23 protein-coding genes and 1 tRNA gene are annotated in these 23,995 nt (G+C 60.1%); 19 read left to right on the top strand and 5 right to left on the bottom strand.

The features are described from left to right. Nucleotides 1-28: 28 nt before the first annotated feature. The gene (locus HU715_RS14650; RefSeq protein ID WP_186707216.1) at nt 29-919 is read left to right on the top strand and encodes an AraC family transcriptional regulator; all 891 of its coding nucleotides are present in this window, start codon (nt 29-31) and stop codon (nt 917-919) included. Nucleotides 920-1,103: 184 nt separating this feature from the next. On the opposite strand, the gene HU715_RS14645 is transcribed toward HU715_RS14650, so the two are convergent. Beyond that, the gene (locus HU715_RS14645) at nt 1,104-2,768 is read right to left on the bottom strand and encodes a 4Fe-4S dicluster domain-containing protein (protein WP_186707217.1); all 1,665 of its coding nucleotides are present in this window, start codon (nt 2,766-2,768) and stop codon (nt 1,104-1,106) included. 544 nt (nt 2,769-3,312) lie between these two features. On the opposite strand from HU715_RS14645, the gene HU715_RS14640 reads away from it, so the two are divergent. The 14 genes from HU715_RS14640 (at nt 3,313) to HU715_RS14575 (ending at nt 14,843) form a co-directional block, all read left to right on the top strand. Further along, nucleotides 3,313-4,062, top strand: coding sequence for an electron transfer flavoprotein subunit beta/FixA family protein (locus HU715_RS14640; protein WP_003179445.1), 750 nt, complete (start codon nt 3,313-3,315; stop codon nt 4,060-4,062). Between the two features lie 2 nt (nt 4,063-4,064). After that, complete coding sequence (locus tag HU715_RS14635) at nt 4,065-4,994, top strand: electron transfer flavoprotein subunit alpha/FixB family protein (RefSeq protein WP_053123770.1); 930 nt, start codon at nt 4,065-4,067, stop codon at nt 4,992-4,994. 76 nt (nt 4,995-5,070) lie between these two features. Then, entirely contained in the window at nt 5,071-5,895 is an 825-nt protein-coding gene (locus tag HU715_RS14630) for a substrate-binding periplasmic protein (protein ID WP_186707218.1), read from the top strand. 9 nt (nt 5,896-5,904) lie between these two features. Next, nucleotides 5,905-6,264: a DUF4398 domain-containing protein gene (locus HU715_RS14625; protein ID WP_186707219.1), complete on the top strand. Its 360-nt coding sequence runs from the start codon at nt 5,905-5,907 to the stop codon at nt 6,262-6,264. Beyond that, entirely contained in the window at nt 6,261-7,070 is an 810-nt protein-coding gene (locus HU715_RS14620) for an OmpA family protein (RefSeq protein WP_186707220.1), read from the top strand. Before HU715_RS14625 ends, HU715_RS14620 begins: the two co-directional genes overlap by 4 nt. A gap of 200 nt (nt 7,071-7,270) precedes the next feature. Then, a complete protein-coding gene (locus HU715_RS14615; RefSeq protein WP_014339472.1) occupies nt 7,271-8,713 on the top strand; it encodes an aminotransferase-like domain-containing protein in 1,443 nt (480 codons plus the stop codon). Between the two features lie 85 nt (nt 8,714-8,798). Beyond that, entirely contained in the window at nt 8,799-9,275 is a 477-nt protein-coding gene (locus HU715_RS14610; protein WP_186707221.1) for a translation initiation factor 2, read from the top strand. 148 nt (nt 9,276-9,423) lie between these two features. Continuing rightward, nucleotides 9,424-9,678: a YkgJ family cysteine cluster protein gene (locus HU715_RS14605; RefSeq protein ID WP_186707222.1), complete on the top strand. Its 255-nt coding sequence runs from the start codon at nt 9,424-9,426 to the stop codon at nt 9,676-9,678. A 53-nt stretch (nt 9,679-9,731) separates the two neighbouring features. Next, on the top strand, nt 9,732-10,340 hold the full coding sequence (locus tag HU715_RS14600) for an START domain-containing protein (RefSeq protein WP_186707223.1): 609 nt from the start codon (nt 9,732-9,734) through the stop codon (nt 10,338-10,340). Nucleotides 10,341-10,478: 138 nt separating this feature from the next. Continuing rightward, entirely contained in the window at nt 10,479-10,715 is a 237-nt protein-coding gene (locus tag HU715_RS14595; RefSeq protein ID WP_186707224.1) for a hypothetical protein, read from the top strand. A 201-nt stretch (nt 10,716-10,916) separates the two neighbouring features. Next, nucleotides 10,917-11,258, top strand: coding sequence for a ribonuclease E inhibitor RraB (locus tag HU715_RS14590; RefSeq protein WP_003179463.1), 342 nt, complete (start codon nt 10,917-10,919; stop codon nt 11,256-11,258). A gap of 415 nt (nt 11,259-11,673) precedes the next feature. Further along, nucleotides 11,674-13,083, top strand: a complete 1,410-nt coding sequence (locus HU715_RS14585; RefSeq protein WP_060741264.1) for a circularly permuted type 2 ATP-grasp protein — start codon at nt 11,674-11,676, stop codon at nt 13,081-13,083. A gap of 9 nt (nt 13,084-13,092) precedes the next feature. After that, nucleotides 13,093-14,043 (top strand): alpha-E domain-containing protein, encoded by a 951-nt coding sequence (locus tag HU715_RS14580; RefSeq protein ID WP_186707225.1) that lies wholly within the window; start codon nt 13,093-13,095, stop codon nt 14,041-14,043. After that, nucleotides 14,040-14,843: a transglutaminase family protein gene (locus HU715_RS14575; RefSeq protein WP_186707226.1), complete on the top strand. Its 804-nt coding sequence runs from the start codon at nt 14,040-14,042 to the stop codon at nt 14,841-14,843. The genes HU715_RS14580 and HU715_RS14575 overlap by 4 nt, the downstream gene beginning before the upstream one ends. 128 nt (nt 14,844-14,971) lie before the next feature. On the opposite strand, the gene HU715_RS14570 is transcribed toward HU715_RS14575, so the two are convergent. Beyond that, complete coding sequence (locus HU715_RS14570; protein ID WP_186707227.1) at nt 14,972-15,784, bottom strand: c-type cytochrome; 813 nt, start codon at nt 15,782-15,784, stop codon at nt 14,972-14,974. Between the two features lie 611 nt (nt 15,785-16,395). Between HU715_RS14570 and HU715_RS14565 the strand changes: the two genes are divergently transcribed. The 3 genes from HU715_RS14565 (at nt 16,396) to HU715_RS14555 (ending at nt 20,593) form a co-directional block, all read left to right on the top strand. Further along, complete coding sequence (locus HU715_RS14565) at nt 16,396-17,601, top strand: acetyl-CoA C-acetyltransferase (RefSeq protein ID WP_186707228.1); 1,206 nt, start codon at nt 16,396-16,398, stop codon at nt 17,599-17,601. Between the two features lie 24 nt (nt 17,602-17,625). Beyond that, nucleotides 17,626-19,770: a 3-hydroxyacyl-CoA dehydrogenase NAD-binding domain-containing protein gene (locus HU715_RS14560; protein ID WP_186707229.1), complete on the top strand. Its 2,145-nt coding sequence runs from the start codon at nt 17,626-17,628 to the stop codon at nt 19,768-19,770. Nucleotides 19,771-19,858: 88 nt separating this feature from the next. Next, on the top strand, nt 19,859-20,593 hold the full coding sequence (locus tag HU715_RS14555; RefSeq protein WP_186707230.1) for an amidotransferase: 735 nt from the start codon (nt 19,859-19,861) through the stop codon (nt 20,591-20,593). Nucleotides 20,594-20,676: 83 nt separating this feature from the next. Here HU715_RS14555 and HU715_RS14550 read toward each other — a convergent pair whose 3' ends face one another. From HU715_RS14550 to HU715_RS14540, 3 genes are all read right to left on the bottom strand, one after another. After that, entirely contained in the window at nt 20,677-21,648 is a 972-nt protein-coding gene (locus HU715_RS14550) for a magnesium and cobalt transport protein CorA (RefSeq protein ID WP_186707231.1), read from the bottom strand. A 135-nt stretch (nt 21,649-21,783) separates the two neighbouring features. Further along, the gene (locus tag HU715_RS14545) at nt 21,784-22,506 is read right to left on the bottom strand and encodes a 1-acylglycerol-3-phosphate O-acyltransferase (RefSeq protein WP_186707232.1); all 723 of its coding nucleotides are present in this window, start codon (nt 22,504-22,506) and stop codon (nt 21,784-21,786) included. Between the two features lie 357 nt (nt 22,507-22,863). Continuing rightward, complete coding sequence (locus HU715_RS14540; protein WP_186707233.1) at nt 22,864-23,553, bottom strand: crotonase/enoyl-CoA hydratase family protein; 690 nt, start codon at nt 23,551-23,553, stop codon at nt 22,864-22,866. Between the two features lie 307 nt (nt 23,554-23,860). Between HU715_RS14540 and HU715_RS14535 the strand changes: the two genes are divergently transcribed. Continuing rightward, a tRNA-Ser gene (locus HU715_RS14535) sits at nt 23,861-23,950 on the top strand. Nucleotides 23,951-23,995: the final 45 nt, after the last annotated feature.

The raw sequence follows: 23,995 nt of genomic DNA, 5'->3' as shown, positions 1-23,995 counted from the left end.
CATCCCATTTTTCGTGAAGTTTTTGCCCATGTTGTTGACCCGCCATCTCGACGCCAATGCCACGCTGGTTTCACTGATAGGACCCTTGGCGACCCGCGACGGTTTCGTCCCAACGAGACTGCCTGGCGTGCACGCGCTGCGTGCCAGCCAGGATGTCGCTCGTGGCCCGCAGCTCTACGAACCGAGCCTGGTGATCATTGCCCAAGGCAGCAAACTGGCCTACCTGGGGCCACGTACAATGGAATATGGCGCCGGGCATTATCTGATTCAGGCCTTGCCGGTGCCGTTCGAATGCGAAACCTACGCCATGCCCAATGCTCCGCTGTATGGCGTTTCCGTTGCGATCGATCGAGCGATGTTGGGGGAGTTGGTGCTTTCCATGGGGTTGATGCCAGGTCGGAATCTACCGCCCCAGACACCGGAATCCATGACCTGCGCTGTGCTCGATGACGCCATGCGTGGGTGTGTCGAGCGCTTGTTGCGCTGCCTGCACGATCCGCTGGAATGCCAGGTCATGGGCCAGGCACGGTTGCGGGAGTTGCTGTTCGTCGCGTTGCGCGGTCCCCAGGCTGATGTGCTGCGGGCGCTGGTGGAGCAGCAAGGTCAGTTCGCCCGGATTGCCGCAGCCCTGAGCCATCTGCATGCGCATTTCACCGAACCGCTGAACGTCGAGACCTTGGCCAGTTGTGCGAACATGAGCGCTTCGACCTTCCATGAGCATTTCAAGCGCAGCACCTTGCTGTCGCCGGTGCAATACCTCAAGCGGTTGCGCCTGCTCAAGGCCCAGCGCCTGCTGATGTGCGAGGGCATGAGTGTGGCCCACGTCGCGCACCAGGTGGGGTATCAGAGCCCGTCGCAGTTCAGTCGCGAATACAAGCGCTACTTCGAGCGCAATCCCGGGGAAGAGCGCGCGGCCTGATCCACTCAGGATCCCTGTGGGAGCGGGCTTGCTCGCGAAAGCGGCGTATCTCCCAACATTTTTGTTGACTGATACACCGCTTTCGCGAGCAAGCCCGCTCCCACATTTTAAACTGCGGTGCTTGTTGGGTCACAGGCAACAAAAAGGCCCCCATTGCGGGAGCCTCGATGTTCGGCGTGTCGGCTTACATGTTCGGGTAAGTCGGCCCGCCAGCGCCTTCCGGCGATACCCAGGTGATGTTCTGCGCAGGGTCCTTGATGTCGCAGGTCTTGCAGTGGACGCAGTTCTGGGCGTTGATCTGGAAGCGCTTCTCGCCGTCTTCCTTGGTCACCACTTCGTACACGCCAGCCGGGCAGTAGCGCTGGGCCGGTTCGTCGTACAGTGGCAGGTTCTTGCTGATCGGGATGCTCGGGTCGGTCAGCTTCAGGTGGCAGGGTTGTTCTTCTTCGTGGTTGGTACCGGAGATGAACACCGAGCTGAGTTTGTCGAAGCTGATCTTGCCGTCTGGTTTCGGGTAGTCGATCTTCTTGCAATCGGCCGCCAGTTTCAGGCACGCGTAGTCGGGCTTGTTGTCATGCAGGGTGAACGGAATCTTGCCGCCGAAGATGTTCTGGTCGAGCCAGTTGAAGCCGCCACCGATGATCGCGCCGTATTTGTGAATCGCCGCACCGAAGTTGCGGCTGGCGAACAGCTCTTCGTACAGCCAGCTGTTCTTGAAGCTGTCGACGTAGGCGGTCAGTTCATCACCGCCTTCGGACTCGGCGAACAGGCGATCGGCCACGGCCTCGGCGGCGAGCATGCCGGATTTCATGGCGGTGTGGCTGCCCTTGATCTTGGCGAAGTTCAGGGTGCCGAGGTCGCAACCGATCAGCGCACCGCCCTTGAAGACCATTTTTGGCAGCGAGTTCAGGCCGCCCTTGCAGATGGCACGGGCGCCGTAGCTGACACGCTTGCCGCCTTCCAGGTACTGCTTGAGCACCGGGTGATGCTTGAGGCGCTGGAATTCGTCGAACGGCGACAGGAAGGTGTTGCTGTAGGACAGGTCGATAATCAGGCCGACCACCACCTGGTTGTTTTCCAGGTGATAGAGGAAGGATCCGCCGGTGTTCTCGGTGCCCATGATGTCCAGCGGCCAGCCAGCAGTGTGCACCACCAGGCCGGGTTGATGCTTGGCCGGGTCGATTTCCCAGATTTCCTTCAGGCCGATGCCGTAGTGCTGGGCGTCGGCCTCGCTGTCCAGGTTGAAGCGCTTGATCAGTTGCTTGCCGATGTGACCACGGCAGCCTTCGGCGAATAGCGTGTATTTGCCACGCAATTCCATGCCAGGGGTGTAGAGGCCTTCCTTTGGATTGCCTTCGCGGTCGACACCCAAGTCGCCGGTGATGATGCCGCGAACCACGCCGTTTTCGTCGAACAGCGCTTCCTGGGCGGCGAAGCCCGGGTAGATTTCCACGCCCAGGTTCTCGGCTTGCTGGGCCAGCCAGCGGCACAGGTTGCCCAGGGAAATAATATAGTTGCCTTCGTTGTGCATGGTCTTGGGCACAAAGAAGTCAGGGATTTTGCTCGCGGCCTCGGCGTTTCTCAGGACATAAATGTCATCGCGTACGACGGGCGTGTTCAACGGTGCGCCGAGTTCTTTCCAGTCCGGGAACAGCTCATTCAAGGCGCGGGGTTCGAACACCGCGCCGGAGAGGATGTGCGCGCCGACTTCGGAACCTTTTTCGACCACGCAAACGCTGATTTCCTTACCGGCTTCGGCGGCCTTCTGTTTCAGTCGGCAAGCGGCAGACAGGCCAGCGGGGCCGGCACCGACGATGACCACGTCGAATTCCATGTATTCGCGTTCCACAGGCTATCTCCTACTCAAGGCTCACAGTTTTTCTAATTGGAGGTTTGGCGTTGCATCCGTTGTTTCCTTCGCGAAAAGCGACGAAAGCGGCAATGGATGAAACGCGGGTCTCTCTTAAGCGGCGCATTATATCTACACCACTCTCAGGGTCCAATACAAACGTTTGTTTGAAATTGCCGCAGCCCAGATAAATCACTGACGTACGGCTTATGACTGACCATTTTGCCGTATTGACCGGAATAGGCGTTCCGGTCAAGATACGGGCGGTTTTGCGCTCGCCGTAGGCTGACTGTTGGTTCCAAGAGCACCTCTAAAGACAGGGCGAAGGCAGCACAAAGTGACGTATTGCGCGGTTCCGAGGCGCAGTTTACACGCCGCGATAATGAATGACTCATCGGTCATCACTGACGAATGGTCTTCACTCCCGTGAGCTGGGTCATGTGTGGTTCATGCCGGCGTTTTTAGAGGTGCCCTTGCGCCCATGAGCATCAACCGCCAGGTTCGCCTAGGCGACTTTTTTTCACCGGAGAGTAACGAGGAATCCATGAAGGTTCTTGTAGCTGTCAAACGAGTGGTCGACTATAACGTCAAGGTTCGCGTCAAGGCGGACAACTCCGGCGTCGACCTCGCCAACGTCAAGATGTCGATGAACCCCTTCTGCGAAATCGCCGTGGAAGAAGCCGTCCGCCTGAAAGAGAAAGGCGTGGCAACGGAAATCGTCGTCGTCTCCATCGGCCCGACCACCGCCCAGGAACAACTGCGCACTGCGCTGGCACTGGGTGCCGATCGCGCCATCCTCGTCGAATCCGCCGAAGACCTGACTTCCCTGGCCGTGGCCAAGCTGCTCAAGGCCGTTGTCGACAAGGAACAGCCATCGCTGGTGATCCTCGGCAAACAGGCCATCGACAGCGACAACAACCAGACCGGCCAGATGCTCGCGGCATTGAGCGGCTACGGTCAGGGCACCTTCGCGTCCAAAGTCGAAGTGTCCGGCGACAGCGTTGCCGTGACCCGCGAGATCGACGGCGGCGCGCAGACCGTTTCCCTGAAACTGCCGGCCATCGTCACCACCGACCTGCGTCTGAACGAGCCGCGTTATGCGTCGTTGCCAAACATCATGAAAGCCAAGAAGAAGCCGCTTGAAGTGCTGACTCCGGATGCTTTGGGTGTTTCCACCGCCTCCACCAACAAGACCGTCAAAGTCGAAGCGCCGGCTGCACGCAGCGCGGGCATCAAGGTCAAGTCGGTGGCTGAACTGGTCGAGAAACTGAAAAACGAAGCGAAGGTAATCTGACTATGACTATCTTGGTAATCGCCGAACACGATAACAAGGCGCTGGCTCCGGCCACGCTGAACACCGTTGCTGCCGCTGCCAAAATCGGTGGTGACGTGCACGTTCTGGTCGCCGGGCAGGGCGCAAGCGCCGTTGCCGAAGCCGCTGCGAAAATCGCTGGCGTGGCAAAAGTACTGTCGGCCGACAACGCCGCCTACGCTCACCAGTTGCCGGAAAACGTTGCTCCATTGGTTGCCGAGCTAGGCAAGGGCTACAGCCACATCCTGGCTGCCGCCACCTCGAACGGCAAAAACATCCTGCCGCGCGTTGCTGCCGCACTGGACGTCGACCAGATCTCCGAGATCATCTCGGTAGAAAGCGCTGACACCTTCAAGCGTCCGATCTACGCCGGCAACGCCATTGCCACCGTGCAATCGACCGCTGCGATCAAGGTCATCACCGTCCGTGCCACCGGTTTCGACCCGGTTGCCGCCGAAGGTGGCTCGGCTGCGGTTGAAGCCGTAGGCGCTGCTCACGACGCCGGCATCTCCAGCTTCGTCAACGAAGAACTGGCCAAGTCCGACCGTCCTGAACTGACCGCTGCCAAGATCGTCGTTTCCGGCGGTCGCGGCATGCAGAACGGTGACAACTTCAAGCACCTGTACGCCCTGGCCGACAAGCTGGGCGCCGCCGTCGGTGCTTCCCGCGCCGCGGTCGACGCCGGTTTCGTGCCGAACGACATGCAGGTCGGCCAGACCGGCAAGATCGTTGCGCCACAGCTGTACATCGCCGTCGGTATCTCTGGCGCGATCCAGCACCTGGCCGGCATGAAAGACTCCAAGGTGATCGTTGCGATCAACAAGGATGAAGAAGCGCCGATCTTCCAGGTGGCTGACTACGGCTTGGTAGCGGACTTGTTCGAAGCCATCCCTGAGCTGGAGAAGCTGGTCTAATCCGGCGTCTTCACTTATAAAGAGCCCGGCCCTTTGGCCGGGCTTTTTATTTTCCGCATCAGAGGAGCTTATCGCCATGGATCTGCGCCGCTTGACCGGCTGGTCGTTGCTGTGGGCGTTGGCGTTCGTGCCGGGCCTGTCTTTCGCCGCCGGCAAATGTGAACGACTGATCGCCACCGGCAGCCCGGACGCACCGCCTTACCTCTGGCAAGACCCTCAAGACCCCAAGCACCTGATCGGTGCCGGTGCCGATCTGCTGGCGCACGTCGCGGCGGAGCTGGGGATCAAGATCGAACTGCTGTATGCCGGCAAACGCGCCCAGGCGCTGGACGAAGTGCGCAGTGGGCGCATGGATCTGCTCACCGACGCTCCGCTGACCGCCACCGGGCTTGACGCGTTGGATTACGTTCATCCGCCCTTGCTGGAAAACGATTACCTGGTCTGGACACGCAAGGACTCGAGCCTGGTCATCAACCAGCCCGAAGATCTTCACGGTCACTCCGGCGCCTTGTCGGAAAAGTCTCGCATGACCCAAGGATTTGGCGTCTTTGCCGAGCAGAACTTATCCCTGGTGCGCACGCCCAACCTGACCCAGGCCTTTCAGAAATTGCTGCTGGGAGAGGTGGAATATGTCCTGGCAGGGCGCTATTCGGGCCTGGCGATGGCGCAGACACTGGGGATGGCCAGCGACCTGCAAGCCGTATCGCAACCGGTGGACAAGCCCGGGCTGTTCCTCGCGGTTTCCCATAACTCCGCCTGCAATGACCCATGGTTACGCGGACAGCTGGCGCAAAAGATGACAGAATTGGCCGCGTCCGGTCTGACAGAGGCTGTGTTGCAGCGCAATCTCGAGCGTTGGAACACACAGTTGCAGCCACCTGTCAGTGCCCCCAAACAGTAGGGAACATTAGTGACTATTCGACCTCTTTTCGCTGCCCTGGCCGTTCTGGCTCTGGCGGGCTGCGCAGCCGATCCGGCGCCGAATGAACAGATCCGCCTGACCGAACAGGCATTGAAGCAAGCCCGGGCCGTTGGCGCCACTGTCGACGAAGTGCCCGAATTGAAACTGGCTGAAGAGAAATTCGCCCGCGCCAAATCCAATATGGCAGACGAATCCTACAAGAAGGCGCGCATGCGGGCCGAACAGGCTGAGCTCGACGCCCGACTGGCCGAAGCGAAGGTGCTGACCCTCAAGAGCCAGGAGCAACTGAACGTGCTCGACACCCGCATCAAGCGCTTGCGCAAACAATTGAGGGAGGATGCCCAATGAAGCACTCCCACGTATTGGGCGGCCTGGTCCTCGCCAGCCTTGCCAGCTTGTATGGCTGTGCCGGCCAGCGCAGCGAAGCGGCGCTCGAACAGGCCAGCACCGATTTCCAGAAGGTCAAGGAAGACGCCAACGTATTGCGTGCCGCGCCCCGGGACGTGATCCGCGCTGGCGAGTCCCTGGCCCGTGCCGATCGCCTGTCCAGCTACTGGGGCAGCGGTCAGGACGTGCAGCATTACGCCTACCTGAGCCAGCGCTACAGTGCGATCGCCCGAGAGCACAGCAACCAGGTGCTCAACGAAGAGCGCGCGGCGAAGCTCGAGCTGGAGCGCCAGCGCCTGCAGTTGGCCTTGCGTGAGTCCAAATTGTTGAGCGTGCAGCAGCAGGGCAAATGGCTCGAAGAACAGATCATGGCGATGGCGACCACCCAGACCGATCGCGGCTTGGTGATGACCTTGGGTGACGTGCTGTTCGACACCGGCGAAGCGGAACTGAAAAACTCGGCCAACCGGGTCGTGCTCAAGATCGTGCAGTTCTTGCAGCTCAACCCCAAGCGCGTGGTGCGTATCGAGGGGTACACCGACAGCACCGGCGGCAAGCAGGAAAACCTCAAGCTGTCCCGCGACCGCGCACAGTCGGTGGCGGATGTGCTGGTGGACTTGGGGATTGATGAAAAACGCATCCAGGTCGAAGGCTACGGTGATGAGTATCCGGTGGACGTCAACGCTTCCGAGCGTGGCCGGGCACAGAACCGTCGCGTGGAAATTGTGTTCTCCGACGAAAAAGGCCAGCTCGGCGCCGCCCGCTAAGGGCTGCGTCACTGGAAAACCCGGCCCCTGTAAAAGGCGCCGGGTTTTTTTGGCCCTGCAATCGATGCAGGATGAGTACAGTTAGAGCTGTCACTCCACTGTACTGTCGAGTAATCTGGCAACTGTCCCAGTACACTTCTAAACTGTTCCGGTATCGTTTCCGACAAGAATAAAATGCCCGTGAAATCGAGTGCTGCGTCATGACCAACCTCCTGCTCTATCAACGTATTGCTCAACAGCTGGCTGAAGACATCCGGCGCGGTGTGTATCAGCCTGGTGAACGTGTGCCTTCGGTGCGCAAGATGAGCTCGCAGCTCAACGTCAGCCACGCCACGGTGCTGCAGGCCTATGCGAACCTTGAAGACCAGGGGCTGATTCGCGCACGGCCGCAATCGGGCTACTACGTTCACCAGACGCCGGCCCTGACCGCACCGACGCCGGACATCGCCCGGGTTGAGCGCCCGGGGCTGGTGACGCGCAGCAGCATCATCCAGCAGGTATTGGTCGAGTCGCGCCGCGAAGGGGTATTCCCCCTGGGCGCGGCCGTACCGAGCGTCGACTATCTGCCGGTTCGGGCTTTGCATCAGCAATTGGCCAAGGTCACGCGCTTCCACAGCCCGCGGGCGTTCAGCTACATGTTCAGCCCGGGCTTCGAGCCGTTGCGGCGCCAAGTGGCGATTCGCATGCGCGATGCCGGTGTCGTGGTGGACCCTTCCGAAGTGGTGATCACCCACGGTTGCGTCGATGCGCTGCAGATGTCCTTGCGGGTGCTGACGCGGCCGGGGGACTTGATCGCCGCCGAGTCGCCGACCTACTACGGCTTGCTGCAACTGGCGGATCTGTTGGGTCTCAAGGTCATCGAGATTCCCAGCGACCCGGTTACCGGGATGAGCCTGGAGGCCTTGCAGTTGGCGGCCAACCAGTGGTCGATCAAGGCGTTGGTGCTGACCACGCGCCTGAGCAATCCCCTCGGCGGCACCATGCCCGAAGAGCGGCAAAAGCAGTTGCTGCGCCTGGCGTCGGACTTCGATATCCAGATCGTCGAGGACGATATCTATGGCGAGCTGATGTTCGAGCAAGGGCGCACCAAGGCCCTCAAGGCCTACGACCGGCTGGATCGGGTCATCTACTGTTCGAGTTTTTCCAAGACATTGTCACCGGGCGTGCGCATCGGCTGGATGATCGCGGGGAAATTCCAGCAGGAAATACAGCGGCTCCAGACCTTCAGCACGCACTCGGCATGCAGCGTCACGCAAATGGGCATCGCCGCGTACCTGGAAAACGGCGGCTATGACCGACATTTGCGCTATATCCGCCAGGAGTACCGCAAGAACCTCAGCGCTTTCCAGCTGGCGGTGCAACAGTATTTCCCCGAAGGCACGCAAATGAGCCGTCCCACTGGCGGGTTCATCCTGTGGGTCAGTCTACCGGGGCGGGTCAATACCCAGGAATTGCATGTGCGGGCGTTGCAACAAGGCATCAGCATCGCGCCAGGGCTTATCTTCAGCAACACCGAGCAGTTCAACCACTGCATTCGCTTGAACTGCGGCACACCCTGGAACCGCGAGGCAGAGCGGGCCCTGATGACGCTGGGATTGTTGGCGACACAATTGTGCCAAGAGACGGCCAACGGGTTCCTATAGAAATCAGCGGCTTAGCTTGATGTGCTTGTCAGCGCCTGATTATCAGGCGAGCATGGGGATCTCTGCCGTCAGTGCCGTTGTGTCTATGAAAGCCATTGTTCCTGTTGCCTGGGTTTTGATCGGCCTGTTGAGTGCCTTCCAAATGGGAGGCGTTGCCGTGGCGGCTCCAACGCAGGAAAAACCGGCCGACAGTGCCACGAAGAACGCGCCGAAAAAAACCGCAGCGGCCAAGAAGCCTTCCCCTAAAAAGGCGACTGCGGCGAAGAAAAAGCGCGCGCCCGTCGCTTCCAAGAGCAAATCCGCCCATGAAGTCGCCAAGACCCCATTGCCGCCGGCCAAGCTGGACTTGAGCCTGCCCCGTGACATGGTCGAGGAACTTCAGCCACCCGGTAAGGTGCAGCCGCCCAAGCGTGAACCGCTCTTGCCGTCAATGTTTGGAGATAAGCCCGGACCGTTCCAGCTCAACGGCCGGTTGTTGAGCAATGAAATGCAGCTGCCACTGCGCAATCAGGAGCGCAATGAGGTGGAAGGTGCGGCGCTGGAGTTTGAATTCAAGCAGTAGGCCTCTCACAGGCGTGCCGCTCGTCACTGACCGTTCGGTCATCTCGCCAAGGGCAAAAAAACACGCAGGCGGTAATTTAAAACGAGTGTTTTAGCCGTTACTCTGTGTTCTGTTACTCATCATTACCTGTCGCGAGGATGTGGTTGTCGTGAAATGCCGTGAAGGCTGTGGTGCCTGTTGCATCGCCCCCTCTATCAGTTCGCCTATCCCCGGGATGCCCCAAGGCAAGCCTGCGGGAGAACGGTGCGTGCAATTGTCCGTCGATAACCTGTGCCAGATCTTCGGCCAGTCGGAGCGCCCGGCGGTATGCTCGGCGTTCGAAGCCGACATCGAGGTGTGCGGCGACAGCAGTGAAGAGGCCATCCGCTTGATCGGTTGGTGGGAGCAAGTCACGGCAGCGTGATGGGTCAATGAACGGATCCGAAATGAACGAACTTGGACAATAAGGAAAACACTATGGGTTCGCTGCATCGTATGGCTGTGTTGTGTGGGTTGACCGTGTTGCTGGCAACGGCCACCGCTCAGGCAGAAGACTGGCAGGTTGCCAAGGAGAAGGACGGCATCAAGGTTTCCCTCAGTGAAGTAGCGGGCTCCGAGTACAAGGCTTATCGCGGCGTGACAGTGATGAAAACCTCCATGGCCAAGCTGCGCAGCTTGCAAGAGGACGTTGCGGGCGCCTGCGCTTGGATTCATGAGTGCAAGAGCCAGAAACTGCTCAAGCACGAAGGCAGTCAGAGCTGGACGTACACCCAGTTCAATACGCCATGGCCGGTAACGCCCCGGGACTCGGTGCTGGAAGTCACGACCGAGGAGGGCGCCGATGGCAGCCTCACCCGTAAGCTCAAGGGCTTACCTAAGTACTTGCCTGAGGAGAAGGGTTTTGTGCGTGTGACCAAGGTCGACGGTTTCTGGACGTTCACCCCCAAGGGCGCGGACCAGGTCGAAGTGATCTATCAGGTCCATACCGAGCCGGGTGGTAGCGTACCGTCCATGGTGGCCAACAAGTTCGTGGTGGATGCGCCGTTCAATACATTAAAAGCGTTGAAAGAGCGCGCTGAAAAATAAACAGTATTCGCTGATGAAAAGACCGCCCCCGAGGCGGTCTTTTCATGTGTGCCGTCCGAGCATCCAGCGGAACGATTGTCCCATCGCCAATGTCGAGATAGAGGTAAGCCAGGTCCTGAATTGATCAAGGAGACACTGATGCAAAAGTGGGAAATCACTTTCATTGACGATCACGGTGAAACCATCGTCGAGCAGTTCGACTATGACCAGAAGCCCACCATGGAGCAGGCTGCCCAACTGATTCGCGAAAGGTTGCTTCCAGTGCTCAACAAGCTGGATATGAACGACTTGGAGAACCGCACCGAAGACCCGACGGTCAAGAATCTCAAGTCCCAGAACAGTATCGAAATCGTCAGCATTACACCAATTTCATGAAACCTTGCCTGGTCTCGCTTGGCAGTGGCCATCACTTGCGGCTACTCTGCAATTGAGATCAGCGAAAGGATCGCCAAGGTCCGGTCTTGTCAGCTACATGCTTGTGTCCCGACGGTCATTTGATGCCGTATCGCTTGCAGCCTACGGGCTTCACGCACGGGAAGACGGAAAGTCTATCCATCGGTTTTAGGAGGACGTTTCATGAGCACAGCCTATCAAGAAGACATCAGCACCAGCGTATTGCGCCGCATGAAAGAAGGCGGTTTCGATTTTTCCCGATTCCATCCCATTGAGTTCTACGCCATTTTCCCGGACGAGGAGCGGGCGCGCAGGGCGGCAGGTCATTTTCGGGGAGAATCGTTGAACGCGCAGATCAGTGCACGGGACGACGGGGCTTGGTCATTGGAACTGAGCCGGGTGATGTACGCCACTTACGATGATATTGGCGACTTCGAGCAAGACTTCGAGGCCGTCGTCGAACCTTTGGGTGGTGTGATCGAAGGGTGGGGCGTCAAGCAAGAGATCCGGCGCCTGCAGGCCTGACAATCACTTACCGCAACCACAGCAACGGCTGACCTTTGTGTCGGCCGTTTTCATGTCTGCTAGCCGCCAATAAACTCCCACAGGGGTGCTCACCGATAATTCATTGTGGGAGCGAGCTTGCTCGCGATGGCGGCCGCAAACCAACATCATTTTCCCGCTGACTCACCACCATCCTCTCCTCCAGGTTTTGTACCTAACTGTATCCAGACCAAGCCGCGTCGTTTTTCCGTGACTATGCTCATGAAAGCGACGCCCCTGCGTCGCAATGAAGCGGGGGGCAGCGGGTTGGGGGGATTTGCCGCACCATAAAAGTGCGCGACCTGTAAGTGGAGAATCCAACCCGTTGATCATAAAGCGTTTATGCCGATGGCACGGGGCTTGCGAAGCTTGCTGCCAGGGTGACAAGGAGTACGGCATGATCCGCAGCGGTTTTGATGAAATGTATGACGCCGACGGCCAGGTCCGGCCGCACTACCAGGCGTTTGCCCGCTGGTTGGCCGACACGCCTGACGAGCTGCTGGCGCAACGCAGGCGCGAAGCCGACCTGTTGTTTCATCGTGCCGGCATTACGTTCACGCTGTACGGCGACGAGCAGGGGACCGAGCGCCTGATTCCGTTCGACACGATCCCGCGTAGCATTCCGGCCAGCGAATGGCGGGTGGTGGAGCGCGGCTGCATCCAGCGGGTCAAGGCGCTGAACATGTTCCTGGCCGACCTCTACCACGAACAACGGATCATCCGCGCCGGCATCATTCCCGCCGAGCAGGTGCTGGCCAACGAGCAATACCAACTGGCGATGCAGGGGCTGGACCTGCACCGTGACATCTATGCGCACATTTGCGGTGTTGACCTGGTGCGCGACGGTGACGGTACGTACTACGTGCTCGAAGACAATCTTCGTACGCCCAGCGGTGTCAGCTACATGCTCGAAGACCGCAAGATGATGATGCGCCTGTTCCCCGAACTGTTCGCCGCCCAGCGCATCGCTCCCATTGACCATTATCCGAACCTGCTGCTCGACACCCTGAAAAGCTCCAGCCCATTGGACGACCCCAGCGTCGTGGTGTTGACGCCGGGGCGTTTCAACAGCGCGTTCTTCGAGCACGCGTTCCTCGCCCGGGAAATGGGCGTGGAATTGGTGGAAGGCGCCGACCTGTTCGTCCGGGATGACAAAGTGTTCATGCGCACCACCGACGGCCCGAAGGCGGTGGATGTAATCTACCGTCGCCTCGACGATGCGTTCCTCGATCCCCTGGCCTTCAATCCGGATTCGATGCTCGGCGTACCGGGTCTGTTGTCCTCCTACCGTTCCGGCAACGTGGTGCTGGCCAATGCCATCGGCACAGGTGTAGCAGACGACAAATCGGTGTACCCGTTCGTCACCGACATGATCCGTTTTTACCTGGACGAAGAGCCGATCCTGAAGAACGTTCCTACCTGGCAGTGCCGTAATCCCGCTGAACTTTCCCACGTACTGGCAAACCTTCCCGACCTGGTGGTCAAGGAAACCCAGGGTTCCGGCGGTTATGGGATGCTGGTGGGGCCAGCCGCGACCACGGCGCAGATCGATGCCTTTCGCGAGCGGATCAAGGCCAAGCCGCACGCCTACATCGCCCAGCCGACGTTGTCGCTCTCGACCTGCCCGACCTTTGTCGAAAATGGCATCGCCCCGCGCCACATCGACTTGCGTCCGTTCGTGCTGGCCGGCCGCGAGACCCGCGTGGTCCCTGGCGGGCTGACACGGGTGGCGCTGCGCGAGGGCTCCCTGGTGGTGAACTCATCCCAGGGCGGTGGTACCAAGGACACTTGGGTGGTCGAGGATTGAGGAGCTGCCATGCTGAGTAGAACCGCCTCGGACCTGTACTGGATGTCGCGCTACCTGGAGCGGGCGGAAAACCTCGCGCGGATGCTCGACGTGAGCTATTCGTTGTCGTTGATGCCCCAGGACGGGCGTGGCGACGGCCTGCACGAACTGGCCATGCCATTGCTGATCACCGGCACGCTGGACGATTACCGGGAGCGACACGGCGATCTGCACGCCGAGCGCCTGCTGCATTTCTTTGCCCTGGAAGCGGCCAACCCGGCCAGCATCTACAGTTGCCTGGGCTCCGCGCGAGCCAGTGCCCACGCGGTACGTGGGCGAATCACCGCCGACATGTGGGAAAACATCAATGCCACTTGGCTGGAAATTCGCGGTATCGCCGAGCAAGGCTTGAATCGCTACGGCATGAGCCGTTTCTGCGAGTGGATCAAGGAGCGCTCGCACCTGTTTCGCGGCGCAACCTACGGCACCATCATGCGGAACGACGCGTTCCGGTTCATTCGCCTGGGGACCTTTATCGAACGGGCCGACAACACCCTGCGCTTGCTCGATGCGCGCTACGAAATGGCCGGTGACCAGGCCGACGCGGTCAGCGATGGCACGGCCCACGCGTACTACCAATGGAGCGCCTTGTTGCGGGCCTTGTCGTCCTTCGAGGCCTACACCGAGATCTACCGTGAGGCCCCGGGCGCTCGCCATGTGGCGGAGTTGCTGCTGTTGCGCGCCGACGTGCCGCGCTCGCTGCGCGCCTGCACTGAAGAAATCAACCAGATCCTCGCCAGCCTGCCGGGCACCAACGGCCGGCAGGCACAACGGCTGGCGGCGGAAATGGACGCACGCCTGCGCTACACCGGCATCAACGAAATCCTCGACGGGGGCCTGCATGCCTGGCTCACCGAATTCATCCCACTGGTCCGTGAACTGGGCAATGCCATTCACAGTTCCTACCTGGAGGTCATATGAGACTCTCGATCAGCCACGAAACGGCCTACCACTACGAAGACCAGGTTCGCGCCAGCATCCAATATCTGCGCCTGACGCCCCACGACAGCGAACGCCAGCACGTGCTGAGCTGGCAGCTTGATTTGCCACGGCCAGTGCGGGCGCAACTGGATCCGTTCGGAAACATCCTGCACGTACTGACCCTGGATGAGCCCCACGAAACGGTGATCATCGGCGCCCGCGGGCAGGTGGATATCGATCCGTCGCGCGAAGCCGAACATGAAAGCCAGTCGGCGCTGCCGTTCCTGCGTTTCACCCGGCTGACCGAGGCGGACGAGGCTCTCCGAACCTTCGCCGCGCAGCAATGCCAGCAGCGTCGCGATCGCACGGCGCTGATCGACCTGATGCTGGGGCTGAACCAGCACATGATCTATACCCCTGGCACGACGGCAATCGAGACCAGCGCGGCCCAGGCTTTTGCCGGTCGTAGCGGGGTGTGCCAGGACCATACCCACGCCTTCCTGGCCTGCGCGCGTAGCCTGGGCGTGCCGGCGCGTTATGTGTCGGGGTATCTGTTCAGCGAAGAAAGCGAACACCTGGCGAGCCATGCCTGGGCAGAAGCCTGGCTGGACGACGCCTGGTACAGCTTTGACGTGACCAACCAACTGGCCCGTCCGGAGCGGCACCTGAAACTGGCCGTGGGCCTGGATTACCTGGACGCCTGCCCGGTGCGAGGCATGCGACGCGGCGGCGGTTGCGAGCAGATGCACGCCAAGCTGGTGGTGACAGCGGCGCCGGTGATCACGGTGCAACAACAATGATCATCTAATGAGCGAGCTTCTGTGGCGAGGGAGCTTGCTCCCGCTCGAGTGCGAAGCGCTCGCAAGCTTTATAAGGGGCTGCTACGCAGCCCAGCGGGAGCAAGCTCCCTCGCCACAAAAAAGCGATCTCACGGGGCCGATGGCTGCTTGCGTCCCGCCATATGCTTCAAATAACCCACCAGCAAATCCAGCTCTGAGTCCGGCAGCACCGCTGTGGAGAACCCGGGCATTTTTCCCTGTGGCCAGCGTCGCAGGCCTTGCGGGTCGCGGATGTAGCGCTTGAGGAAATCCCCGGAGAAGTATTCGGTGGGGTTGAACGGAACGTTCAGGTCAGGACCGAACTGCGCATCGCCGGCGCCATTGAGCCGATGACACGCCAGGCAGTTTTTCTGGAACAGCTCGAAACCTTTATTGACCGGGTCGTCCTTGGCCAGGTTGGGCGCTGGCAGCAGGGCCGGGAAGCGCTCAGCCACGGCCGACAGGCGCTTGATGCTCGCCACCGCGTAGGGCCATTGCTCCGGGCTGATGTGACCCGCCTGCGGATCGGTCCAGACCAGATAAAAAGGCCCGGCGCTGGACTTGCCTTCCCCCAGCGACGGCCAAGGCTTGGCCGGGTCCTCGATCGCCAGCCAGGCACGGGCTCCGCTCTTGCCGAGGAGTGGCGCCGCGGGCATTTCGGCAGCGAAGCCGTCCAGGGCAACGGCTTGCAGATGGTCGTCCGGCTGGATACCCGTCAGGAGTGAAGTCAGTGGCACGGCTCGATAACTCATGGGTTTCTTGTAGGAAACGTCCTCGGCAATCTGGACCGTCCGCGCATCCGGGTGCTTGAGCAGTTCTTCGGTTTGCCAGGTGCGCGTGCTCGCGCCCAACTCCAGCACCAGTTGCGCGGCATAAAGGGGCGAGCTGAGCAGCAACGCCCCGAACACAATGAGAGCTTTCAAATCGGTCGCCTTCCATGTCGAGGGGAGCCGCGAAGGTTGGCACAGCCATCGCAGCTCGAACAGTGAACCCATCACATTTTTTGGCGATACAACGCATTGGATGATGCAGGTGCCCACGCGCAGGGTTTCAGCCAATCACCTTGGTGATATTCGGCAAAATCAACAGCAGCGTCGTGGCAAAGAGAATGAGTCCGGCTTGGCGAACTTTCGATTGTTTGAACATGGCTGACCCGCCTTTTTTGTTATTTCCTAAAAACCAGCCTGCATATCCATGACGGCTGGTGGTGCACTTCCTGTTCCGACAAGCGCCTCGGCAAAACCCGACGACTTACTTGTACAAGGATTACATTAGGGGCCGCGGCCGCCTTGGCTTAGATCCAATTCGTATCAGCTTTTAGTTCGTGGCTATAAAAATGATATGAGGCGGATTGCCACCTTCCTGCTGGCCCTTTTGCTAGACAGCTCGCCCTCCTGAAACGGTTAACCCGATAGCTCGCTACCGTTCGTCTGAGCGTGGTCGTCAATGTCATTGAGCGCTGTGGTCATTGAATCCGGCGCCGCTGGGCTTATGGTTGAGGCATCGCATTACGCCCGTGGTTTCGAGGATGGTCATGACCCAAGCTTTGATTTTCGACGCATTACGCACCCCTCGCGGCAAGGGCAAGGCCGATGGTGCCTTGCACAGCGTCAAGCCGGTGAACCTGATGGGCGGCCTGCTCAGTGCCTTGCAGCAGCGTATGGATCTGGACACCAGCCAGGTTGACGACATCGTGCTCGGGTGCGTGACGCCGGTGGGCGAGCAGGGCGCCGATATCGCCAAGACGGCTGCGCTGGTGGCCGATTGGGATGTCAGTGTGGCCGGCGTGCAACTTAATCGGTTTTGCGCCTCGGGCCTGGAAGCGGTGAACCTGGCGGCCATGAAAGTGCGTTCCGGGTTCGAAGACCTGGTGGTGGCCGGCGGCGTCGAGTCCATGTCCCGGGTGCCCATGGGCAGCGATGGCGGTGCGTGGGCGCTGGACCCACAGTCAAACCTGCACGGCCACTTCATTCCCCAGGGCATCGGTGCGGACTTGATCGCCACCTTGGAAGGCTTCAGCCGCGAGGATGTCGACGGTTACGCACTGCATTCCCAGCAAAAAGCCGCGCGCGCCCGGGCTGACGGTTCGTTCGATAAATCCCTGGTTGCCGTGCGGGACCAGAATGGCATCGTGCTGCTGGACCACGACGAATTCATCCGCGCCGACTCCACGCTCGACGGCCTGGGCAAGCTCAAGCCGAGTTTCGAAGCCATGGGCCAGATGGGCTTCGATGGCACGGCGCTGCGGGTGTATAGCCATGTCGAGCGAATCAATCATGTGCACACGCCGGGCAACAGTTCCGGCATCGTCGACGGTGCGGCGCTGATGTTGATTGGTTCCGAAGCCAAGGGGCGCGCCATGGGCCTGCAACCCCGGGCGCGAATCGTCGCCACGGCCGTCACCAGCACCGACCCGACCATCATGCTCACCGGCCCGGCACCGGCCACCCGCAAGGCCCTGGCCAAGGCTGGGCTGCGGGTGGAGGACATCGACCTGTTCGAAGTCAACGAAGCTTTCGCCTCGGTGGTGCTCAAATTCATCCGGGACATGGCCATCGATCCCGCCAAGGTCAACGTCAACGGTGGCTCCATCGCCCTGGGACATCCCTTGGGAGCCACCGGCTGCGCAATCCTGGGCACGTTGCTCGACGAGTTGGAAGCGCGTCGCCTGCGCTATGGCCTGGCGACCCTCTGTGTCGGCGGCGGCATGGGCATTGCCACCGTCATCGAACGCCTCTGAGCCCGACTTCAAGGAACACCTTTCATGACCGATGCCATCCGTTACGAAACCGGCCAGGACCGGATCGTCGTCCTGACCCTGGACATGCCGGGCCAGAGCGCCAACACCATGAACGCGCGCTACCGCGAGGCCATGGCCGCTTGCGTCGCCCGTTTGAAGGCTGAAAAGGACTCGATTGCCGGTGTGATCATCACCTCGGCCAAGCACACGTTTTTTGCCGGTGGTGACCTCAACGAGCTGGTCAAGGTCGGCAAGCCCGAGGCCAAGGCTTTTTATGAAATGGTCCTGCTGCTCAAGGCGCAGCTGCGTGCCTTGGAAACCCTGGGCAAGCCCGTGGTGGCGGCCATCAACGGCGCGGCCCTTGGCGGTGGCTGGGAGATCTGCCTGGCCTGCCATCATCGTGTGGCGCTGGACCTGCCATCGGTGCAGCTCGGTTTGCCGGAGGTCACCCTCGGCCTGTTGCCGGGCGGCGGCGGGGTGGTGCGGATGGTGCGCCTGCTCGGCTTGGAAAAGGCCTTGCCCTACCTGCTCGAGGGCAAGAAGGTCAATGCGCAACAAGCGCTCCAGGCAGGTTTGATCGATGAGCTGGCGAAGGATCGTGACGAACTGCTGGCCAAGGCCCGGGCCTGGATTCTCGCCAACCCCAGCGTCGTGCAACCCTGGGACGCAAAGGGCTATCGGCTGCCGGGCGGCACGCCGTCCGACCCGAAAGTCGCGCAAATGTTGGCAATCGCCCCCTCGATCCTGCGCAACAAGACCCAGGGCTGCCTGCCGGCACCGGAGAAGATCCTCTGCGCCGCAGTGGAGGGCGCCCAGGTGGATTTCGACACGGCCCACCTGATCGAAACCCGCTACTTCACCGAACTGACCACCAGCCAGGTGGCAAAGAACCTGATCGGCACCTTCTGGTTCCAGCTCAACGAGATCAAGGCCGGCGGCTCTCGCCCACAAGGTTTGGCGCCATATCTGACGAAAAAAGTCGGCGTGCTCGGTGCGGGCATGATGGGGGCAGGTATTGCTTACGTTAGCGCCGCGGCCGGCATTGCGGTGGTGCTGAAAGATGTCGATCTGGCGGCAGCCGAGAAGGGCAAGGCCCGTTCGGCGGCGTTGCTGGATAAAAAGGTCGCCCGCGGACAACTCACTGCCGAGCAGCGCGAAGCCACACTGGCGCGGATTCACGCTACCGACAGCAACGCGGACCTGGCCGGTTGCGACCTGATCATCGAAGCGGTATTTGAAGATCGAGCCCTGAAAGCCAGCGTGTCGGCCGCCGCCCAGGCAGTGGCGGGAGATGATGCGGTGATCGCTTCCAACACCTCGACCTTGCCTATCACCGGCCTGGCCATGGCCGTGCCGGACCCGACGAAGTTCATCGGCCTGCACTTCTTCAGCCCAGTGGAAAAAATGCCCCTGGTGGAGATCATCAGGGGCGCTCATACCAGTGACGCGACCCTGGCCCGGGGTTTCGATTTTGTCCTGCAGATCAACAAGACGCCGATTGTGGTCAACGACAGTCGCGGTTTCTTCACGTCGCGGGTATTCGGCACCTTTACCAGTGAAGGCATCGCCATGCTCGGCGAGGGCGTGAGCGCGCCGATGATCGAGACCGAAGCGCGCAAGGCCGGAATGCCGGTCGGACCTCTGGCGATCTCTGACGAAGTTTCCCTCGGCCTGATGAGCCATATCCGCACGCAAACCGCCAAGGACCTGCGTGCAGAAGGGAAAACGCCGACTGAGCACCCGGCGTTCGCCGTGATTGACTTGCTGCTCAACGAATACAAGCGCCCGGGCAAGGCCGCTGGCGCCGGCTTCTACGAATACCCGGCCACTGGACAAAAGTATCTGTGGCCACAGTTAAAGAGCCGCTTCGAGAAAGTCGACGGGCAGATTTCCCCGCAGGATATCCGGGATCGCCTGCTGTTCATCCAGGCCCTGGAAACCGTGCGCTGCGTGGAGGAGGGCGTACTGACCTCGACGGCCGACGCCAACGTCGGCTCGATCCTTGGCATCGGCTTTGCGGCCTGGACCGGTGGTGCGCTGCAATTCATCAACCAATACGGCCTGCCGGACTTTATCGGTCGTGCCCAGTACCTGGCCGAGCAATACGGCGAACGCTTCTCACCGCCGGCCTTGTTGTTGGAGAAAGCCGCCCGGCACGAACTGTTCTGACAAACCAGGGAAGGGGCTTGCCTTGGGACCGTGTTTCAAGGCAGGCTCTGGGGTGTGCAATATTCCCATCACGTGTCAGGTATTTTTTATGTCGCTACGCATCTGCATTCTGGAAACCGATATCCTGCGTCCTGAACTGGTCGACCAATATCAGGGTTACGGGCAGATGTTCCAGCGGCTTTTTTCACAGCAGCCCATCGCGGCCGAATTCATCGTGTACAACGTGATGGAGGGGCATTACCCCAGCGATGACGAGGCGTTCGATGCTTACCTGGTGACCGGCAGCAAGGCGGACTCCTTTGGCACCGACCCTTGGATTCAAACCCTCAAGACCTACCTGCTGGAGCGCTACCAGCGCGGCGACAAATTGCTCGGTGTGTGCTTCGGTCATCAACTGTTGGCGTTGTTGCTGGGCGGCAAGACCGAGCGCGCTACCCAAGGCTGGGGCGTTGGCACCCATCGCTACAAACTCGCGGCCAAGGCGCCGTGGATGAGCCCGGTGATGGAAGAACTGACCTTGCTGATCAGCCATCAGGACCAGGTCACCGAACTGCCCGAAAGCGCGACCGTCATCGCCTCCAGCGATTTCTGCCCCTTCGCCGCCTACCACATCAACGACCAGGTGCTGTGCTTCCAGGGCCACCCGGAGTTCATCCACGATTACTCCCGGGCCTTGCTGGAGATTCGCCAGCAACACCTCGGCGAGCAGATTTACAGCCAGGGCGTGGCAAGCCTGGCCCATGAGCACCACGGCACCACAGTGGCGGAGTGGATGATGCGGTTTGTGGCGCACAAGCCGCAGGTTGAAACCAGCCAAGCCTAAAGGTCACACGCCGAGCAGGACTTAATGTGGGAGCGAGCCTGCTCGCGATGGACGCCACACAAATCCCACCGGATGATGCTCGCCTACAACCACCCCGACCGCTTGAAACTTGCCCACAAAGCGGTGCACCCCACTCCGATGAATCCAAGCACCAGAAAATACCCATAGTGCCAGGCCAACTCCGGCATATTTTCGAAGTTCATCCCATAGATCCCGGCCACGGCCGTGGGAAACGCCAGGATCGCCGCCCAAGCGGCGAACTTGCGTTGCACCACGCTCTGGCGCGACGCTTCGAGCAGCACGCCGACTTCAATGGTCTGGCTGGCGATGTCGGCCAGGGTCGCCAGGTCTTCCATTTGCCGCGTCACGTGAATCTGCACATCGCGAAAGTACGGGCCCATGTTCTTGTCGATGAAGGGGAAGTCGAGTCGCTGCAGCTCTTCGCTGATTTCCACCATGGGGGCTGCATAGCGACGCAGGCGCAACACGTCGCGGCGCAAGCTGTGCAGGTTTTGGATATCCCGCTCGTTCAGGGAGCTGCACAACACGTTACGTTCCAGCTCATCGATTTCGGCGTGAATGGCCTCACCCACCGGCTGGTAGTTTTCAATCACGAAATCAAGGATGGCGTAGAGGACAAAATCTTCCCCATGCTTCAGCAAGAGGGGACGTGCCTCACAACGCTGTCGGACGTGGGCGTAGGACGCTGAATGGCCATTGCGAGCGGTGATGACGTAGCCCTTGCCGGCAAAGATATGGGTCTCGATGAACTCCAGCTTGCCGTCCTTGCGTATCGGCGAATACGTGACGATGAACAGCGCATCGCCAAAGGTCTCCAGCTTGGGGCGGCTGTGTTTCTCCATGGCGTCTTCGATCGCCAGTTCGTGCAGGTTGAATTGACGCTGCAGGTTGGTCAGCTCCAGCGTGCTGGGCTCTTCGAGACCGATCCATACAAAGTGACCCGGTTTGGCAGCCCAGGCGCTGCCTTCGTCGAGGGTGATATTGGTGACTTTCTTACCGGCGCTGTAAACCGCAGCGGCAACGACTCTACCCATAATGGTGGTTCACTTCTTATTGGAGAATGGCAGTGGCAGGCAGCGTTCAGCTTAACGCGCCCTGTTGCTTGAGAGTCAGTGAAATCTGCAGAGTTCGGCAGTTAAAGAAAACCCGCCGTAGGGCGGGTTTTCCATTCACGCGGCTTGCAACTGCCGGTCCATGGTCGCGATGCATTCGCGCATCTGCTCGCGGCATTCGGCGATGAGCCGGGGCATGTCATCCATGCTCAATCCGGCCGTAGGAATCGCCGGCAACGAGCGTATGAGAATGTCGCCACTGCGCCAGCGATTGAGGCGCATGTGCTTGATGTAGCTGCTGACGCACACCGGAATAATCGGGACCCCAGCGGCGATTGCCATCTGGAATGCACCTTTCTTGAAGGGCAGCAGGTCCTCGCCCAGGTTGCGCGTGCCTTCCGGGAAGACCCAGATCGACGTGTCCTCATGCTGCAACGTATGAGTGGTGGTCAGCATCGATTGTCGCGCCTTGATCGCGTTGCCGCGGTCGATCAACACATTGCCCGCCAGCCAGAACAACTGCCCGAACAGCGGCACCCATTTCAGGCTCTTCTTGCCAATGCACACGGTACGGCGCGGCACCACGTTGCCGAACATGAACAGGTCATAGTTGGATTGGTGATTGGCGATGATCACGCAGCCGTTGGGTTTATTCACCAGCGTGTCGACCTGCGTCCGGACCCGCAGGCGCAAAATGCACATGGCCGGCAACGCGTACAGCCTGGCGCATAAACGACTGTTGTCCGGATTGAACGGCCGGCACAGGCCCAGAATCACCCCAAGCACACCCGCCAGGACAAAGTGCAGGCCCATCAACAACATACGCAATACAAACAGCATCTACAGGGCCCCATCGGGACAAAAGGTGGCGCAGTGTACGGACGTGCACTGTTTTCAGCAATTGCCCCTATAGAGGTAGGAAATGGACGATGTTTAAGCGCATGTTTCTAAGTAGTGCGCAAGAAGCGTCCTAGAGCGGTTGGAGATTTTTAAGCGGCCCATGTAGGAAAAAGCCCAACGCTAGGGGAGGGGCTTAAATCCGTGGCGAGGGAGCTTGCTCCCGCTGGGCTGCGCAGCAGCCCCAAACCATTCCACACGGTGTATCAGGAAAAACGGCTGGCAGTTTTTTACGACTGCTGCGCAGCCGAGCGGGAGCAAGCTCCCTCGCCACAATGATGTTTGAGTGATTTGTGAGCGTCAGCCCATATGCTCCTGATCCAGCAGAATCGCACTGTCCAGCGTTTCCAGCAGCGCCTTGCGAACTTTCAGCTTGGTGTTCTTGTGGGCTGACATATTGATTTTTTTCAGCTGACGCGCTGCTTCCAGGGCTGCGCCCCGCAGTTCTTCGGCCGACACCACCTTGTCGAGGAAACCGGCATCCACGGCGCCTTGGGGATTGAACATCTCGGCATTGATCACCGAACGGTGGAACGCCGACTTGCGCAGGCGATCACGGGCCAGTTCGATACCGGCATGGTGCATGGTCATGCCAATCTGCACTTCGTTCAGGCCAATGCTGAACGGGCCTTCAACACCAATGCGGTAATCCGCCGACAGCAGCAGGAACGCACCCTTGGCCACCGCATGCCCAGGGCAAGCGACAACGACAGGGAAGGGGTGCGACAGCAGTCGACGGGCCAGTGTCGAGCCGGCCGTGACCAGGCTCACCGCTTCCTTGGGACCGGCAGTCATCACTTTCAAGTCGTAACCACCCGACAAAATCCCCGGCTGCCCGGTAATGATCACCACCGCCCGATCCGCCGTCGCCTGGTCCAGCGCTGCGTTGAACGCGGCAATCACATCCGGCGAGATGGCGTTGACCTTGCCGTTGTTCAAGGTCAGGGTCGCGATACCGTCTTCGAGATGGTAGGCAATCAAGTCGCTCATGACGCTATTCCTTGTAAGAGAAGTGTCGCAGACGTTACCCACCGCCGAAGGCCAGGTAAAGCGCCGTGACTGACTCACCGGTCAGCCCCCAACCTCGCAAACAGCCTGGCCCGCCCATCCCGCCACGCCTTCATCTATAGGGCAGTACCCACGCAACCCCGAAGATTGGCCGGTTTGCCCTGCCCAGGCGCGTTTGAATACCCGACGAAGCTTAACCGCATGAAAATTCTGAAAAAAACCTTTGCCATCGGAAAAGCTTTCGACTACATTAGCGCGCCTCGACAGACTGAACAGTTTAGCGAGATACGGTGAAGTGTCCGAGTGGCTTAAGGAGCACGCCTGGAAAGTGTGTATACAGGAAACTGTATCGAGAGTTCGAATCTCTCCTTCACCGCCAAATTCGATACACACAAAACCCCTGGTTTTCCAAGAAAGCCAGGGG

The sequence above is a fragment of the Pseudomonas zanjanensis genome (assembly GCF_014268745.2).
GTDB classification, from domain to species: Bacteria; Pseudomonadota; Gammaproteobacteria; order Pseudomonadales; family Pseudomonadaceae; genus Aquipseudomonas; species Aquipseudomonas zanjanensis.
This window is presented reverse-complemented; position numbering and strand designations above follow the sequence as displayed.